The 16,689-nt window shown below is 43.4% G+C and carries 12 protein-coding genes; 9 read left to right on the top strand and 3 right to left on the bottom strand.

Annotated features, from left to right (window positions below):
* Positions 1-324: 324 nt before the first annotated feature.
* The 3 genes from rlmD to cysM form a co-directional block, all read right to left on the bottom strand.
* A complete protein-coding gene (rlmD, locus tag B3V51_RS07125) occupies positions 325-1,878 on the bottom strand; it encodes a 23S rRNA (uracil(1939)-C(5))-methyltransferase RlmD (protein WP_212563901.1) in 1,554 nt (517 codons plus the stop codon).
* Positions 1,879-1,940: 62 nt separating this feature from the next.
* Entirely contained in the window at positions 1,941-2,765 is an 825-nt protein-coding gene (locus B3V51_RS07120) for a 3'-5' exonuclease (RefSeq protein ID WP_212563900.1), read from the bottom strand.
* Between the two features lie 27 nt (positions 2,766-2,792).
* The gene (gene cysM / locus B3V51_RS07115; RefSeq protein ID WP_212564551.1) at positions 2,793-3,749 is read right to left on the bottom strand and encodes a cysteine synthase CysM; all 957 of its coding nucleotides are present in this window, start codon (positions 3,747-3,749) and stop codon (positions 2,793-2,795) included.
* 573 nt (positions 3,750-4,322) lie between these two features.
* Here cysM and B3V51_RS07110 point away from each other — a divergent pair.
* The 9 genes from B3V51_RS07110 (at position 4,323) to rpsB (ending at position 16,387) form a co-directional block, all read left to right on the top strand.
* Positions 4,323-7,790, top strand: coding sequence for an ATP-binding protein (locus B3V51_RS07110; RefSeq protein ID WP_212563899.1), 3,468 nt, complete (start codon positions 4,323-4,325; stop codon positions 7,788-7,790).
* A gap of 208 nt (positions 7,791-7,998) precedes the next feature.
* Entirely contained in the window at positions 7,999-8,811 is an 813-nt protein-coding gene (locus B3V51_RS07105; protein ID WP_212563898.1) for a crotonase/enoyl-CoA hydratase family protein, read from the top strand.
* A gap of 293 nt (positions 8,812-9,104) precedes the next feature.
* Positions 9,105-10,364, top strand: coding sequence for a multidrug effflux MFS transporter (locus tag B3V51_RS07100; RefSeq protein ID WP_212563897.1), 1,260 nt, complete (start codon positions 9,105-9,107; stop codon positions 10,362-10,364).
* Between the two features lie 353 nt (positions 10,365-10,717).
* On the top strand, positions 10,718-11,590 hold the full coding sequence (locus B3V51_RS07095) for a substrate-binding periplasmic protein (RefSeq protein ID WP_093067785.1): 873 nt from the start codon (positions 10,718-10,720) through the stop codon (positions 11,588-11,590).
* A gap of 12 nt (positions 11,591-11,602) precedes the next feature.
* Positions 11,603-13,813, top strand: coding sequence for an ATP-binding protein (locus B3V51_RS07090; protein WP_212563896.1), 2,211 nt, complete (start codon positions 11,603-11,605; stop codon positions 13,811-13,813).
* Positions 13,814-13,875: 62 nt separating this feature from the next.
* A complete protein-coding gene (locus tag B3V51_RS07085) occupies positions 13,876-14,238 on the top strand; it encodes a response regulator (protein ID WP_058025789.1) in 363 nt (120 codons plus the stop codon).
* 30 nt (positions 14,239-14,268) lie between these two features.
* Complete coding sequence (locus B3V51_RS07080) at positions 14,269-14,718, top strand: chemotaxis protein CheX (RefSeq protein ID WP_212563895.1); 450 nt, start codon at positions 14,269-14,271, stop codon at positions 14,716-14,718.
* A 38-nt stretch (positions 14,719-14,756) separates the two neighbouring features.
* Positions 14,757-15,206 carry a chemotaxis protein CheX gene (locus B3V51_RS07075; RefSeq protein ID WP_093067793.1) on the top strand — a complete coding sequence of 150 codons (450 nt, stop codon included), beginning with the start codon at positions 14,757-14,759 and terminating at the stop codon, positions 15,204-15,206.
* 395 nt (positions 15,207-15,601) lie between these two features.
* Positions 15,602-16,387 (top strand): 30S ribosomal protein S2, encoded by a 786-nt coding sequence (gene rpsB / locus B3V51_RS07070; protein ID WP_186475105.1) that lies wholly within the window; start codon positions 15,602-15,604, stop codon positions 16,385-16,387.
* Positions 16,388-16,689: the final 302 nt, after the last annotated feature.

Here is a 16,689-nt window from a genome sequence, read left to right as displayed (position 1 = left end):
CTCTGAATGAACGATTCATAAAGTGCCAGCTATAAACCAATACAACTGCTAAAAATCTGATTTTTAACAGCCATAAAATGCGCGTAAAATATATAAAGCTACGAGTACAAGTGCTGCTTATACGGCGATATACAGTATAAGAAGATTGTTTACTATTATCTCACTTTGAAAGGACAAATCAAGCGAGGCTCTGTAATGACTTTGGTTAATTATGTGAAATAGCCGTGAGTTATAGGCAAAATATTATCCAAGCTTGGATTCAGTGTTGCGGTCATAATACGGCTACTTAAGAGGCTATTACGAATCATAAGATACGTATAAAAATCAGCTGTCTACTTTTTCAAAACGAGCGATAGACTCGACGTGTCCAGTATGGCAGAACATATCCATGACACCCGCATGCGTCAAGCGATACCCTTGCTCTAGTAATGCTTTGGTATCGCGGGCGAGGGTTGCTGGATTACAAGAAACGTATACGATACGCTCAGCATTGAATTTTGGCAAATACTGCATAATCTCCCAAGCACCAGAGCGCGGGGGGTCGATGAGTAAGGCGTCAAAACCCTGATTGGCCCAAGGTTTGTCAGTGCAATCTTTTGTCAAATCTTGACTATAAAATTCAGTATTGCTGATACCGTTACGACGAGCATTGTCAGCCGCACGCTTGGTCATGGCCTCACTACCTTCGACACCCACCACAGAACCTGTTTCACCAACGAGACGTGCTAGCGGCAGGCTAAAATTACCCAAACCACTAAACAGATCCAGTACTCGCTCACCTGCTTTTAAATCTAATAAGTCGCAAGCCAGCTTAGTCATTTGGCGATTGACAGATAAATTGACTTGGGTAAAGTCAGTAGGAATAAATTCAAAGGTCAAATCATATTCTGGCAGTTGATAATACAAGCGACCAAACTGCTCGCTTAAATCATCTGCCTCTGTCAAAGCGATACGTTCAATACTATCAGCGCCTTTTGACTGTAGATATAGCTGCCAATTGCGCGCTGCAAAGAATGCTTTTAATTTGTCTATATCAGCCTCTGACAGCGGCTCTAAGTGACGCACGATTAGTGCAACAGGTTGATTGCCGTCAGGCAATTCTGGCAATTGCTCACCCATCGCAAGCTCAAGCTGAGCAATCTTGTCACGGCTCTCTAACGTGCTGATGAGCGTCTTTAAGTTCTCAATTTCAAAACCGATGCGTGGGTCTAAGATATGGCATTCATTGAGCTCTGCCAAAAAGTTACTTGAGCGCTCACGAAAGCCGACCAGCGCGGTTTCTTTTTTGACGACATAGCGCACGCCTAGACGAGCCTTGGTGCGATAGCCAAGACGATCACCTACGACAGGTGCCAGCCAGTTATCAGGTTCTACATTGGCTTGATGCATGAGCATCTCAGCAAGTACGGACTGCTTAAAATTTATTTGCCCATCTGGCTGCCAGTGTTGTAAGTTGCAGCCACCGCAAACACCAAAATGTGGGCAAGGCGGTACAGCACGCTCAGGATTTGGTTTAGCAGTAATACTGATTGCATCGCCTTCTTCAAAGCTGGCACGGCTATTGGTGATTTTTACCAGTGCGCTTTCACCCGGTAGAGCAAAGCTTACAAATATTTTTTTGCCATGCTTATCTTCAGCATGGCCATCATCAACCCCAAAACCATTGCCATAGATGGCTACGCCGCGACCATCATGTGACAAACCATCAATGTTAAATGGAATCGGCTCTGCATCTTTTAGACGACGGCGCGTTTTTGATGATGGCTTAGATTTTTTCTTGCTGGGTGGAATGGCAATCTTTTGGCTATCATTCGTTTGAGTAACACCGTTCTGCGGAGCAGAATTGGCTATTGAGGTTTTGGAGTCGGTGGGTTGCATAAACCTGCCTTAATAATAAATAACTATAAGAGGAGAATAACAAACTGCTAATAATACGGTTTCTATAATTTGGGTGCCGATGACCAGTCAGCAATAAACTCTTGATGTCTTGGGCTACCATCGGTTTGGGTATATTGTGCTAGATAGTCATAGCTCTGCTGTTGCCAAGCATCAAAGTCTGGTGAGGACAGCTTTCCTGTCAGACGTAGCCAACGAAGATAGATGAGCCAAGTGTTCATCACATCAGACTCACAATAGATGGAGAGTGTCTGCCAATCACCACTACTGACGAGCGCGCCCACCATGCTACCATCAACGTCAGTTTTGCCTGGTAATCCATATAAACTGGCGACCACATCCATGGCCTCGCGGCGACTGGCACCGTACTGACTAAATCTGTCCATCAAATCAAGATGACGCGTATGGAAACGATTGACATAATTGTCAAAGCGCATATTTTTGATACGTTCACCTTCTTCAAACAGCCATGGCGCTGATAAATCATACTGCATAGCGCGATATATCAGTACAGGTATGTCAAAACCTGAACCATTCCAACTGATGAGCTGTGGCAAGGTCTCAAGATCACTGAATGCCCGAAAAAACTTGGCAAGAATGTCTTTTTCGCTAAACTTATCCGCGGTCAATGAAAATAGCGATAACTTGCCATCTTTGATATATAAAGCGGAAATACAGACAATGCGCTGCAATGGCAAGCGCATAAAATCGTGTCCTGCCTCTTGCATGCGGATGGCTGTCAGTGCGCTTAAGGTGTCTTCATCATTCAGTGCAGCCAACTGCGGATAAATACGCCGTGCGCCATCGATATCGGCGACCGTCTCGATATCGAAAACTAGTATAGGGTCGGACGGTAGAGCTTGTGACATAAAGAATCCTGCATTTTTATAAGCTTACTATGCTGCGTTATCTGCATCATTATCGATATGACTGTCATCAACATTGTATAAACCTGTCGATAAATAACGGTCTCCACGATCACAGACGATAAAGGCAATGACGGCATTAGGGTTTGCTTTTGCCACTTGGGTCGCTGCCCATGCAGCTGCGCCCGAAGATACCCCAGCAAAAATACCTTCAGTTTTTGCCAGTTTGCGCATGTAGACTTCAGCGATACGCTGATCGACATCCATGATCTCATCGACCAAGTCTGCGTCAAAAATACCCGGCATATATGCCGCAGGCCAACGGCGAATACCAGCGATAGACGCGTCTTCATCAGGCTGCAAACCGATAATTTTGATGTCAGGATTTTGCTCTTTCAAATAACGTGAGACACCAGTGATGGTGCCAGTGGTACCCATTGAGCTAATAAAGTGGGTGATCTTACCGTCAGTTTGTGCCCACAACTCAGGCCCTGTGGTGAGATAATGCGCTTGGCTATTGTCAGGATTATTAAACTGATCCAGTACGATGCCTTTACCATCGGCTTGCATCTGCAATGCCAAATCACGTGCCGCTTCCATGCCTTCATCGACTTCAATCAACGTCGCGCCGTAAGCAATCATGGCATCTTTACGCTCTTGAGTAGAGTTGGTTGGCATCAGTAATGTCATTGGATAGCCGCGCATCGCCGCGACCATGGCTAATGCAATGCCAGTATTGCCGCTGGTGGCTTCAATCAATGTATCGCCGGGTTTGATATCACCGCGCTGCTCTGCTTGATAAATCATATTAAAAGCAGGGCGATCCTTTACAGAGCCTGCGGGATTATTGCCTTCTAATTTGGCTAATAATGTGGCGCCATTTTCGATATGCTCTTGTTCAGGTAGGCGCTGCAATTGAACCAGTGGCGTTTGACCAACACAATCGGCAAGCTTGGTGACTTGAGTGATAAAGTTAGCGTTTGACATGGCCGTTGCGGACATAAGAAATCCTTATTTATTTTCTAAAATATTTTTTGGGCGATAGGCTGTGATCGAATCACTATTTTTTATTGTCTGATCATCATTTGAGACAAGCGTTTTGTGTATTGGCTTATAGTGACAGATAAACCAAAACTTAACGGCAGTAGCGTACGCTCTCATTCATCATGAGGGTAAACCATCTATTGTGGCAAATAAAAAGTTGCGCCATTATATCATTTTGTTGCTAGCTGCGCTTATTGCATAAAAGAATAATACTTGATGAAAGCGCCTTTTACTGGCAATTTTTTTAGGGACAAAAGCAGGTTTTATGGTGCCGCAACCATGCCGTTTAGTAACGTATGTATATTTGTTAGGTTTGCTTAAAGCCATATTGGTCAAAGTTTGTGTTTCATTCACCTTGAATGGGTAAACGTGATTTATAGAATCCTGTTAAGATAATCTTGAGCCATAAAAGGCGTATCATTAAAAAACAAGCTAGCAAGCTTAAGCATTTTTTATGGTAGCGTAGAGACCGTAACAAAATTCACAGACAGCATTTTCGTAGAGAGTAGAGCGAGCATGGCATATAAAAAACGTTTCAATACCAGCAGTGCCTATGGGCAGCTGATCCTATTGGTGTTTTTACCCATCTGCGTGTTGGCGGCGGTAGGGGGTATTTTGGTATTTCACGAAACCATGCGTGCGAGCGATTCAGAGCAAGAGGCACTGGCTGAGGCGGTATTGATTCGTTATACACCAGTCATTGCAGAGCTGATTCCTGATTTGTTGGAGCAAGAACGTCAGCAAGCAAAAAGCAGCACAGATAAGGCATCACAGAGTGCGATGACAACGCTCGAAAGCATACAGGATAAACTCGGGCGTATGCAGTCTGAGCAGCATGTACAGCGTATTGCTGTTATCAATGAAGGCAATCAAGTATTGGCGACCGTAGGCTATGGTCTGAACGAGAAATGGCCGCTAATCAGTGACTCAGCAAAGTTTTTATCGCAAAAACCAACGCCTGTAGGCACGGCATATGGCAGCGTGTTGGGTGAGTTTGAGGGGCAGACGTTGTGGCTACTGGTCGATATGGACAACGAGCCACTTTATATCGCCCGTTATCGTATTGCGATGGCGCTGGTGATTACCGGTCTGTTTACCATTCTGATTTTATTACTCAGCTTAAATATTTACTCAAAGCGTTGGATTGCACCTATCTATGAGCTGCGTTTGCAATTACAACGTACCCATGTTGATAACTTATATCAGCCTGTACCAGTAGAGTCAGATGGTGAGCTTAATTTATTACAGCAAGATTTGGTCAAGACATTTCGTCGCCTCCATAGAAGTTTTCAGGAGCTCAAGGATCATGCCGAGCAAACCGAAGACGATCTGCGTTTGGCATTTGATGAGATGGAAATGCAAAACATCTCTATTCGAAATGCGCGTGATGCTGCCATCTCAACCAGCCAAGCCAAATCCGCATTTTTGGCCAACATCAGCCACGAGCTGCGCACGCCGTTGAACAGTATCGATGGCTTTATTAACTTATTAGCGCGTCACGGTGAGCTCAATCCTGAACAGGATTTATACGTACAGACTATCCGCAAATCCTCAGCTCACCTACTTGCCTTGGTCAATGATGTTTTGGATTTCTCTAAGATTGAGGCGGGCAAGTTGGTGCTTGATCGTCATGAGTTTGATTTGTATGACACCATTTATGATGTGGTTGATATGCTCTCTCCTGTCTCTGCGGAGAAAGGTCTACGTATGGCTGTCTTGTTCTATAACGACGTGCCCATGCGTATCAATGGCGATGCGCTGCGCCTCAAGCAGGTATTGACCAATATCGTGGGGAATGCCATCAAATTCACAGACAGTGGCGATGTGGTCGTACGGGTCAGCTTGGACGATCATCGTGATAACTATCTGATGATCAGTGTGCAAGACAGTGGTAAAGGCATTTCGCTTGCTGACCAAAAAATGCTGTTCCAAAGCTTTAGCCAAGGTGATCCGTCAATCACGCGCCAATATGGTGGTACGGGGTTGGGTCTGGTTATCTCCAAACAATTAACGCGTCTCATGGGCGGCGATATCGGCTTTCATGACAACGCTCAAGAGAACATCGCCAATCAAGGCGCGACGTTTTGGTTCCGTATGCCAGCCCATGTCGATGTGCTAGAGGCACCAACTGGTCAGACCATTGAGCTGCCAGTATTGGCACCGCTTGCAAGCGAGACTGATGAGTTCAACGTCTTGGTTTGGATCAGTCATACGGCCTCAATACAAGTGTTGAAGGCCAGCTTGCAGTACTTACCGATTAAGCTCACTCAAGCCAATTCATTGCCAGGGGTGCTTGAGTCGCTCAAAGAGCATGGCAACTTTTGGGATTGGGTCATCGTTGATGATGATACGCAAGACGATATGATGGCGTTACTCAAGCAAATCCGTCTCCATTATCAAGGCAAACTTGCTGTGTTTGGCTATCAAGTGGCGGCTGACCAAGCGCTGCTTAACCGCTATCAAGCCAATATCTTGTATGAGCCATTGGACAAAAGACAGCTATACGCAATGCTTGATACACAAAATCGCAGTATGCCAAAGAGCTTACAAGAGCCGCGCTGGAAAGGGATTACCGTGCTGGCAGTTGATGATCATCTACCAAATCTATTGGTGCTTGATGCGCTATTGAGCGAGCTTGGCATACAAGTCATTACAGCGAGTAGCGGCTTTGATGCCATAGAAATTATCAGTAAACAGCAAACCAAAAATGTCAAATCTGCTAAAAACGATAAGCAAAGTCTGTCGAATAAAACGCAACTCTCAAAAGCCGAGACACGTGATGAGGTCAATAAAAAATCCAGCACCTCCCTGTATGCTGAAGAGAGTGCAAATGACGATAAAACAGCTACTCAAGATAAAAATCATATCGATTTGATATTTATGGATATCCAAATGCCGCGCATGTCAGGTCATGAAGCAGCGAAGCAAATTCGGAGCATTGAAGCGGCTGATAGCCGTATTCCTATTATTGCTCTCACCGCACATGGCCTAGCGGATGAGCGCGACAAGCTGATCGCCAGCGGTATCAATGACTACGTTGGCAAACCAATTAGCCAACCTCAGTTATTGCAAGTACTCCAAAAGTGGCTAGGCCGAAAAAGCATCACACCGCAAATAACGGCATTGGCTGATACTGATTTGCAAGCTTCTAATTTGCAAAGCATCGATTTACAAAATACCGACTCCGAAAATATACACCTCACAGAACAATCGACGCCGCTCTCGGATCAAAAGACCGCCATTTATCCGATGGTCAAAGACAACGAACGCGTTCGTAATAGGACTGAAATCACAGAACCGCCAAAAGTCACTCGACCATTATCACTAAAAAAAATCCGTGATGACTACTTGCGTGACAGTCAGCCACGTGACGATTATAGACGAGAGACCACCCGTGAGAACCAGCCTCGCTATGAGAGCCTACGTTTACACAAGCAAGGGCAAGAATCATTATTGTATCCACCAAAAGAACCGACAGATAATTCTGCTGAAGACATAACAGCGAATATGGATAAAAGGCTATATGAGCAAACGGATCACAACCTCCATCAAAAAAACCTCAGTACAATGGATACGTCTGATATTTTAGACTGGCAAGATGCGCTTACTCGCTCAGCAAACAAACCTGATTTGGCAGCCAAGCTCATCATTATGATGCTCGATACGATTAACGAGGAAAAGCAAGCACTGACTCAAGCATGGGAAGCTCGTGATCGTAACTTGTTGGCACAAATTGCCCATCGCATATTGGGCGGCAGTCGTTATACAGGAGTGCCGCAGCTACGTCAGGCCAGCCAAGACTTGGAGGATAAGTGCTTATTGAATGTACAGCATACAACACCGGTACAATTTGCGATGATTGAGCCATATTATGAGGCACTACTTACCGCACTGAATAATTTACAAAACGTGGATTTATCGGCTTACCCTCAGCTCAACTATCATCGTTTGAGCGAAAATGACATGACGTGGAAAATGATTTAGAGCAGGTAATCGGACCGTTATTATGCGATGTAATAAGTGAATTGCATACGATACCGATCACTAGCAGCCAGATAATGTGCGAATATTAAAAGGCAGACGCTTGATACAGTATCGTAGCAGTCAGTTATTGCTAAGGTAGGATATGGATAAGCCTGCTAACATTATCGCTATCAGTCTATCTTTTACCCATTCATAAATAAGGATCGTTATGAGCGCCATTGCAACTTACCAATACGAAACGCTACAAGTGAGTGTCACTGATAATATACTCACTGTGACGCTAAATCGTCCGCACAAAAAAAACGCCATGAGCTTTCAAGTCATCGATGAGCTGATTATGGTGGCAGAGCGTATTAGCAAAGACAAAACGATACGCGCGGTTATTTTAAATGGTGCAGAAGGCACATTCTGTGCAGGTATTGATTTAGGGGATTTAAACCATCCAAAAAACCAAGTCTTTGCTATTTGGGAGCTGATTAAGCCTTGGCAAAGCTCATTCCAACGTGTCTGCTTGGTGTGGCGTGATCTACCAGTACCTGTCATCGCGGTACTAGAAGGCTACTGTATTGGCGCTGGGCTACAGCTAGCATTGGCATGTGATGTGCGTATTAGTCATCCGGATTGCCAGCTGTCTATTATGGAAGCCAAATGGGGTTTGGTACCGGACATGGGATTGACGCAATCGGCATTTGGGGTGGTACGAGAAGACGTTCTCAAAGAGCTGGCCATGACGGCGCGCATCATCAATGCCAATGATGGCAAAGAATTAGGATTAATCAGTCATTGTAGTGAGACGCCGCTTGAGCAAGCACGACAGCTGGCGGCTGAGTTTGCTGAGCGCTCTCCTGACGCTGTGCTAGCGAGCAAACGCGTAATTAATGCGATGTATGAGCAGCCTGCGACTACCTTATATAAAGAAAAAATCTGGCAGATTAAGATGATGCTTGGACGCAATCGCAAACTTGCTCTGAGAAAAGCAAAGCAAGCTAGCACGGTGTTTAGCAAACGTCAGTTCCGCTAACGTTCTTTAATTTTGGTAGATATTGTCTTAAGGATTTTATCTGAGACAATTTCGGCCTCAGTACTTAGATTAAAAGTACGACAGACATATTTTGATAAATTACGTTGATTGTTTTTAGTTGTTAAGGCTTGTTTCATTAGTCCCTTATGGCTATTGAAATCCGAGTGGACAGCACGATATAACACTGTCCGCTTGCACAGATTTAGATAAAGATGCACTATTGTCGTTAAAAATATCTATTTCATGTATCTTACAAGCGCTTAAGTAATCATCACTATATAAATGGTCTAACTATGTCTGCCCCAAAGTCCTCTCTACCAAATAAACCTATCGCCTCTGAACGAGTACGTTCTGCTGATCTGCCTGTTGCATGGATTATGATGCTAGGATTAATGGTTGCGGTAGGACCGTTATCCATTGATATGTATCTGCCTGCGCTACCATCAATGGCAGATGATTTTGGCGTATCTACGGCATTTATGGCCAACTCTGTGCCAGCGTATTTTTTGGGTTTGGTATTCGGGCAGTTATTTTATGGCCCTTTTAGTGATCGTGTTGGCCGTGTTAAGCCTTTATATATAGGTATGACACTATATGTGATTGCGTCCATTCTTTGTGCGACCACTGACAATGAATATGTATTATTTGTAGGGCGAACGATGCAGGCATTGGGCGCTTGTGTAGGGGCAGTGGTGACTCGCGCTGCTATTAGAGATCGCCTAACCGCCAAGCAGACCGCAAAAGCTTTTTCTATCATGATATTGGTGATGGGTCTGGCACCGATACTCGCGCCGTCGCTGGGCGCACTATTTTTACAGTTTTTTGATTGGCATTCCATTTTCTGGTTTTTGGCCGCTTTTGGTGCCCTAAATTTATTGCTTACTAAGTTTTTCTTTTTTGAGACATTGACCGAAGAAAATCGTAATGTGCGTCCTGCAAAAGAGGTGCTTAGCCAGTATTGGGACTTATTAAAAGATCCCAGCTTTAACTACCCTGCGATCGGTGGCGGGCTGTTGATGGGTGCGATGTTTGTCTATATCAGCTCAGCTTCTGAATTAATCATGGACACTTATAGCGTCTCGGCCACGCACTTTGGCTGGTTGTTTGGGATGAATGCGGCGGGCTTTGTGGGTTTGACTCAATTGAACCAATGGTTGACCAATCGCTTTCGTATCTTGAGCATATTACGCTTTGGGACGATGATGCAGGTGCTCTCTGCAGGCACGTTGTTTGTTGTCGGTATATTTTTGGGGACCGATGCTTGGTTGCCACTGGTGCTGGCGTGTATTTTCTTTTGTATTGCAGGCTTGGGATTGACCCAGCCAAACGCCTCAGCGATTGCGCTGGCTTTTCAAAAGCAGCGTGCGGGTATGGCAAGCGCGCTGCAAGGCTCGCTGATGTTTTCAGTGGGTATTTTTGGTGGTTTATTATTAAACTTATTCCCTCTCAATCCAGTGTTAAAAATCGGTATTGCACTTTTTGTACTGATGAGCTTGGGTGCGTTTTTAATCTGGCAGATAGACCGTAACCTAAATCTTGACGATGCAGAGTAAGTATAAGGTTTCATCGTAAATTAAGTACTCATAAAAAGCACCCATACGTTTAGAGCGTATGGGTGCTTTTTTATGTCTGCTATTAATTTGTATATAAGATTTTCTTTTTGATAAAGCTTTTTCTACAAGTTCTATAAATATTAATAAAATATATATTGTATAGATATATATGAATTATTATGTATATATAACTAATTGTATATAACTGTCAAACATTATTATTGCAATTGTAAAGTTAGGTAAGTATTATCTAACGTAACTTTCTGTAAGTAAATATTATAGGAATATTGCTTAACCTCTCTAGATTGTCATTCATTAAATTGCATAACCACATTAATTCTCAAGGATAGATTATGAAGCAGCTATACCGAATATTACCAGTCGTTTTAAGCGTAGGTATCTTTGGATGCAGCAACTCTAGTACACCAGAAAGTACTGCTGCTGAGAACACGCCTGCAGAAGGGCAGGAGGAGTTTGTCAGTAGCCTTCCAGATTCAGCGCCAGTTTTAAAAGTAGCAACCACAGGGACCATGCCTCCTTTCTCATTTCAAGATGATTACGGCAACATGCAGGGTATCGACATTGATTCTATTCGCGCGCTTGGCGAAGAAGAAGGGTTCAAAGTTGAGTTTTATAAAGAAACCTGGCAAAACATGTTCGATACAGTAGAGTCGGGTAGTCGCGATTTGGCGATTTCAGGCATCTCTTATAAAGATGAGCGTGATGCTAAGTACGGGTTGTCTCAGCCTTACTTCTTTAACCCTGCCGCCATCATGTATGCAAAACCAGAATTAAATATTAACAGCCTAGATGATTTGCAAGGCAAAAACATCTCTGCAATGGAAGGCTCTAAGCAGGTCGATCAAGCACAGCAAATGGGTAAGTACAACAACTTCTCGACCAGAACGACTGCCTTTTTATTGTATGAAGATTTAATGCAAGGCAAAGTAGATGCGATTTTGCATGATCTACCTATCTTGCAATATACGGCAAAAAACCATCCTGAGCAAAAAGTAACCATCGTTCCTTATGAAGGGCAAGATAATCCATCAGCACAGCAGGTTATTTTGATGGCAAAAGGTAATACTGAGCTCATTAACAAAATCAATGACGGTATTACCAAGCTAAAAGCGAAAGGTAAGTTTAAAGAGATTGAAGCTCGCTGGCTTGGTGAGACTACAAGTCCAACGGCTAGTGCTTCTGCCACCACTGAACAAGCAAACTAAGGGACGTTTGATATGGCTACAATAAATAATGGAGATAACAAACGTTATCGCGGCTTGATTATTTCGATTGCACTGTTTTTGTCTTTGATCGGAGCTTTGCTTGTATTTACTTTCTATACCTCAAGCTTGCTTGAAAGAAACACGGTATTGATTGATCAGACCAACCAAGTAGCAAACAGCGCACAGTCAGTAATTAAAGATCTGTTCGATTTGGATAGCAGTTACGGTGAAGATACCAGCTCGCCGCACATTCAGCGTGTATTGGAGCGTTTGGAACAGAATACAGCACTGATTAACAATACGTTGACGGCTATCGGAGAAGGCGGCACGATTACCGACGATGCTGACGGCAAAACGTACAAATTACCGAGCGTTAGCGGTAGTGCGCAAGAAAATGTACAAGCGGCAAACGAGCAATGGCAGCTACTTGAGCCTAGAATTGAAACTTACTTAAAAGATGCTGATAACGTACTGGTCGATTCATCAGATGATTTGACTCAGGCGGTAGAGCAGGCAAAAACCTCAAGTTTGCTAATGAACGAATCATTAGATGATTTGACCAACGAAGTGTTTGATGATGCAGAACGCCAAGCCAATACCATTCGTCTAATTCAGGCACTTGGGGTTGTTGCGATTTTTGCTTACTTCTTGATCTTCGTATTCTTCTTTGTACGCCGCTTACGTGAGACCGATGCTGAGGCATTTGCGGCTCGTCGTGAAACGCAAGAGATTATGGAAACGGTAAATACGGGCCTATTCCTACTGGACAAAGACTTAAATATTGGTCAGCAGCACTCGCGCGCCCTAAACAGTATCGTTGGTTCTGATAGGCTAGCAGGAGAAAACTTTACCAATGTCTTGCGTGGTCGTATTTCTGACAAAGATCTTAAGACCACTCAGCAGTTCATTGAGCAGCTTTATAATCCTCGAGTTAAAGAAAAATTGGTAGATTCTCTAAATCCTTTGCACAAAGTGATGCTACATAATAGCTCTGATGATAAAGGACTTAACAATCGCTTCTTAGACTTTAAATTCTCACGTGTTTATGAAGATAAAGACATTGCGCGTATTTTGGTTAACGTCAACGATGTGTCAGATGCCGTTTACTTAGAACAGCGTTTAGAAAAAGAACGCTCGCAAAACGATATGCAGATTGAGATGTTAACCACTATCTTGAATGTAAATCCAAAGATCATTAATGAGTTCATTAGCAACACCCAAGCGCATATCGAGCGTATGAACAACATCTTGAAAAACCCTGGTAGCTCACAATACGAGCTTGAAGGCAAACTAAATGCGATCTATCGTGAAATGCACAGCTTGAAAGGTGAGGCATCGGCACTAAAACTGCATAGCTTTACTAAAATTGCGTCAGAAGCAGAAGACAAATTGCATGCCTTGCAAAATCAAGGCCAGCTATCGGGTAATGATTTCTTACAGTTGGCAGTACACTTAGACGACTTACTAAGTCTATCAAATACCATTGCGACCTTGGGTGAACGTATTAACCGCTCAGCGCCGCCTAAAGCGGCAACAGCCAATACGCAAGCCCCGTTAAGCGATTCTGCTTTAAAAGACGGCGTGGCAAAAACAGCTGCGGTAAATAGTCAGCCAGCGAGTAGCATCAGCACTGATGGCGGTTTAGATATTGATCTAGACGATGAAAGCAATGATGATCGACTGTCTTTTTACAATGAGTTTGCAAAAGAGATCGCTGCCAGACAAGGCAAGCATGTACAGCTAAAAAGCACGACACTGGCGCAAACTCACATACCAGAGCATCTTGCCAAGCCAATTAAAGAAATCAGTATTCAGTTGCTACGTAACGCGGTTGTGCACGGTATCGAAACCCCAGGTGTTCGTCATTCGGCTGGTAAGCCTGAAGTCGGTACGATTGACTTAGAAGTACAAGATAACGGTTCAGACTTCATACTAGTAGTGCAAGATGATGGCCAAGGTATCGACTATGACAGCATCCGTAATAAGCTAAGCAAAGAAGGTCGCTTTAGTGAGGAAGAAGCAAGCCAGCTCAGTCAAGGCGATTTACTCAAGCAGTTATTTTCTTCTGGGTTCTCTACCAAAGAAAACGCAGATGAAGATGGTGGACGCGGCGTTGGACTGGATATCATCAAAGCGCAAGTAAAAGACTACAATGGTAAGCTGAACGTAAATAGTGAGCTGGGTCAAATGACACGGTTTGTCATTACGTTACCTAAAGCTTAATTAAAAACAGTAACGATATTGTCAGGGACGACAAGCATTTCATTAAAGGTAATAGACAAGTTATGCATAAATTAATGATTGTTGATGATTCAAATATTATCAGAAACCGTATTCAGCGCGCATACGATTCAGGAAAGTTTATGCTGGTTGCAACAGCGACTAGCGGCGTTCAAGCCATTGAAAAATTTAACATCCATCGTCCTAACGTGATCACCATGGACTTGACCATGCCACAAATGGATGGTCTTGAATGTATCGAAAAAATCATTGCGATTGATCCTGATGTGCGTATTTTGGTCGTGTCAGCGTTGTCTGATAAGGCCACTGGCATCGAAGCTTTATCACTAGGTGCCAGCGGTTTCTTGTGCAAGCCTTTCTCAGAAGAGGAGCTCGTGGAGTCTTTGTATGAGCTGATGCAAGACTAATACCATTCATCGATTAAAGCAGATGTCATTATGAAAGAACAAAAGCTACAGATTTTTTTGAGTATTATTAGTAACTATTTTAATCAGTTTGGTGGCGAAGAGCTAATTGCTGACACCCCTTACTTATTAGAAAACAAACAGCCAAAAGTCCACGATTATACAGGTGTTATTGGTATATCAGGTGGACAAAAAGGCGTGGTGTATTTTTCGGCAACTCGTCAATTACTGTCTTCAATATTGGATAGCATGGGTGAAGCTGATAAGAGTGAGGAAAACTACATCGATTTGGCTGGTGAAGTTGCCAACACGATTTCGGGTAATGCGCGTAAAGAGTTCGGCTCTGAGTTTCACATCTCTGTGCCGTTTGTGTTCAAAGGCGCACCGCAAAGTATTGTGTTGCCGAACGATGAACGTTCTTTTATCATTCCCATCACTTGGCGCTCACAAGTTGGCGAGATTGTGGTTTGTTTGCAGGACTAATGCTGCTGCCACGTAATACAGATGGATATTAATATATTATGTTTAAAGTAGAAAAGTTGGGTGTGTTTCTAAGCTCGATCAATGCTTTTTTTGCACAGATCGACGGCTCAGAAGTATCTATCGATACCCCTTATTTGAACAACAATAAAACGGCGATTGGTTTTGATTATAGTGGTGTCATTAAGATATCAGGGCCTCTTGAAGGCTGTGTCTATGTCAGTGCACCAAGCGTAATGTTGCGAGAAGTGATAAATGTGATGGGTGAGCCTGACTCTTCGATCACGATGATGAAAGACTTGTTGGGTGAAATGGCCAATACTATCTCTGGTAATGCCCGTACAGAATTTGGTTCTGAATTCATTATCTCTACGCCGCAGATTGTTGAAAGCGCACCAAGTGTGTCTTACTTACCTAGAGATCGCCAAAGCTATATCACGCCATTCACATGGCGCGGTTACAAGGCTGTGATTGGTATCTGTATTGCATAATCTAATATGAAACCATTCATATAAAGTCTAAAGCCAGAAATAAAAAAGCGATACGAATGTGTCGCTTTTTTTATTGCACTACCGATCTACTGTATCTGTAACGCATTGAGGCACTATGAATAAACTGCTGGAGACTTTAAGTTATTATGTGATAAAATACAGCGCAGCTATTTTTATAGTTTAGATATAATTAGTTTAAACGCACAATGGCTTATTTTTGAAACCAACCAATGACACACACATCATGGCAAAAAATTGCTGGGTGTTTGGCGACTTGATTAATTTGCGAACCATTAGGGCTTTAGTAATAAAGACTAGTCAGTAGCAGATGCGTGTCGCCAAATAGGCTGTTTTTGTGATGTGGAGGCATAACCCAACCAATAGGATATATTATCATGGCTACAAAGAATCCAACCAAAATCGAAATGCGCGACTTACTACAAGCTGGCGCTCACTTTGGTCACCAAACACGTTTTTGGAACCCAAAAATGGGTCCATACATCTTTGGCGCACGTAACAAAATCCATATCATCAACTTAGAGCACACCGTAAAAGCGTTCAACGAAGCGTTGACTTACGTAAACGGCCTAGCTGCTAAGAAAAACAAAGTATTGTTTGTTGGTACTAAACGTGCTGCAAGCGGTATCGTACGTGAGCAGGCAGCTCGTGCTGGTATGCCATACGTTGACCATCGCTGGTTAGGTGGTATGTTGACTAACTGGAAAACACTACGCCAGTCAATCAACCGTCTAAAAGAGCTAGAAAAGCAATCAGAAGACGGTACTTTTGCGAAGTTAACCAAGCGTGAAGCGCTAGAGCGTACCCGCGATATGGAAAAACTTGAGCGTTCACTAGGCGGTATCAAAGACATGGGCGGCCTACCTGATGCTATCTTTGTTGTAGACGTAGATCACGAAGCCATCGCTATTAAAGAAGCCAAAAACCTAGGTATCCCAGTTATCGGTATCGTTGATACCAACTCTAGCCCAGACAACGTTGACTACATCATCCCAGCTAACGATGATGCTATCCGTGCTGTGACTTTGTACGTAACTTCTATGGCTGATGCTATCATCGCTGGTAAAGAATACGCACAAACTCAAGCTGGCGGTAAAGCTGAGCAAGCACCTGCTACTGAAGAAGCACCAGCTGCAGAAGAAGCTGCAACTCCAGCAGAGTAAATAGCTGAGTTAAAAAGTTTAACTTTGTAAGGATATCTTGATAGTGTGGCTATCAGCATCCATATAATGTTATGAACAGCGTATAAGCTCATAATAGGCATGATGTAGTTTTACTCGTCATGCCTTGTTATTGAATAGAGCATTATTAATGAGGCCGTTATACATAACCGAGTAGCTAATGGGCGAGTATTATCGTTCGTACTGGCTATAGCGCTATGTTTTTAAGATGTTATCTTTTTGACATCATTGATGGCTATATTAGTGATGACTCAAAATGAGCGGTCTTGCTAGATTTAAAGCAA

It is taken from the genome of Psychrobacter sp. UBA2514, from assembly GCF_002341255.1.
Classification (GTDB): Bacteria; Pseudomonadota; Gammaproteobacteria; order Pseudomonadales; family Moraxellaceae; genus Psychrobacter; species Psychrobacter pacificensis.
This window is presented reverse-complemented; position numbering and strand designations above follow the sequence as displayed.

Coding starts and splice junctions, on each gene's coding strand:
- B3V51_RS07080 (WP_212563895.1), top strand. CDS start 14,269: ATGAAAGAACAAAAGCTACAGATTTTTTTGAGTATTATTAGTAACTAT.
- B3V51_RS07100 (WP_212563897.1), top strand. CDS start 9,105: ATGTCTGCCCCAAAGTCCTCTCTACCAAATAAACCTATCGCCTCTGAA.
- B3V51_RS07085 (WP_058025789.1), top strand. CDS start 13,876: ATGCATAAATTAATGATTGTTGATGATTCAAATATTATCAGAAACCGT.
- rlmD (WP_212563901.1), bottom strand. CDS start 1,878: ATGCAACCCACCGACTCCAAAACCTCAATAGCCAATTCTGCTCCGCAG.
- B3V51_RS07095 (WP_093067785.1), top strand. CDS start 10,718: ATGAAGCAGCTATACCGAATATTACCAGTCGTTTTAAGCGTAGGTATC.
- B3V51_RS07105 (WP_212563898.1), top strand. CDS start 7,999: ATGAGCGCCATTGCAACTTACCAATACGAAACGCTACAAGTGAGTGTC.
- rpsB (WP_186475105.1), top strand. CDS start 15,602: ATGGCTACAAAGAATCCAACCAAAATCGAAATGCGCGACTTACTACAA.
- B3V51_RS07090 (WP_212563896.1), top strand. CDS start 11,603: ATGGCTACAATAAATAATGGAGATAACAAACGTTATCGCGGCTTGATT.
- B3V51_RS07075 (WP_093067793.1), top strand. CDS start 14,757: ATGTTTAAAGTAGAAAAGTTGGGTGTGTTTCTAAGCTCGATCAATGCT.
- B3V51_RS07110 (WP_212563899.1), top strand. CDS start 4,323: ATGGCATATAAAAAACGTTTCAATACCAGCAGTGCCTATGGGCAGCTG.
- B3V51_RS07120 (WP_212563900.1), bottom strand. CDS start 2,765: ATGTCACAAGCTCTACCGTCCGACCCTATACTAGTTTTCGATATCGAG.
- cysM (WP_212564551.1), bottom strand. CDS start 3,749: ATGTCAAACGCTAACTTTATCACTCAAGTCACCAAGCTTGCCGATTGT.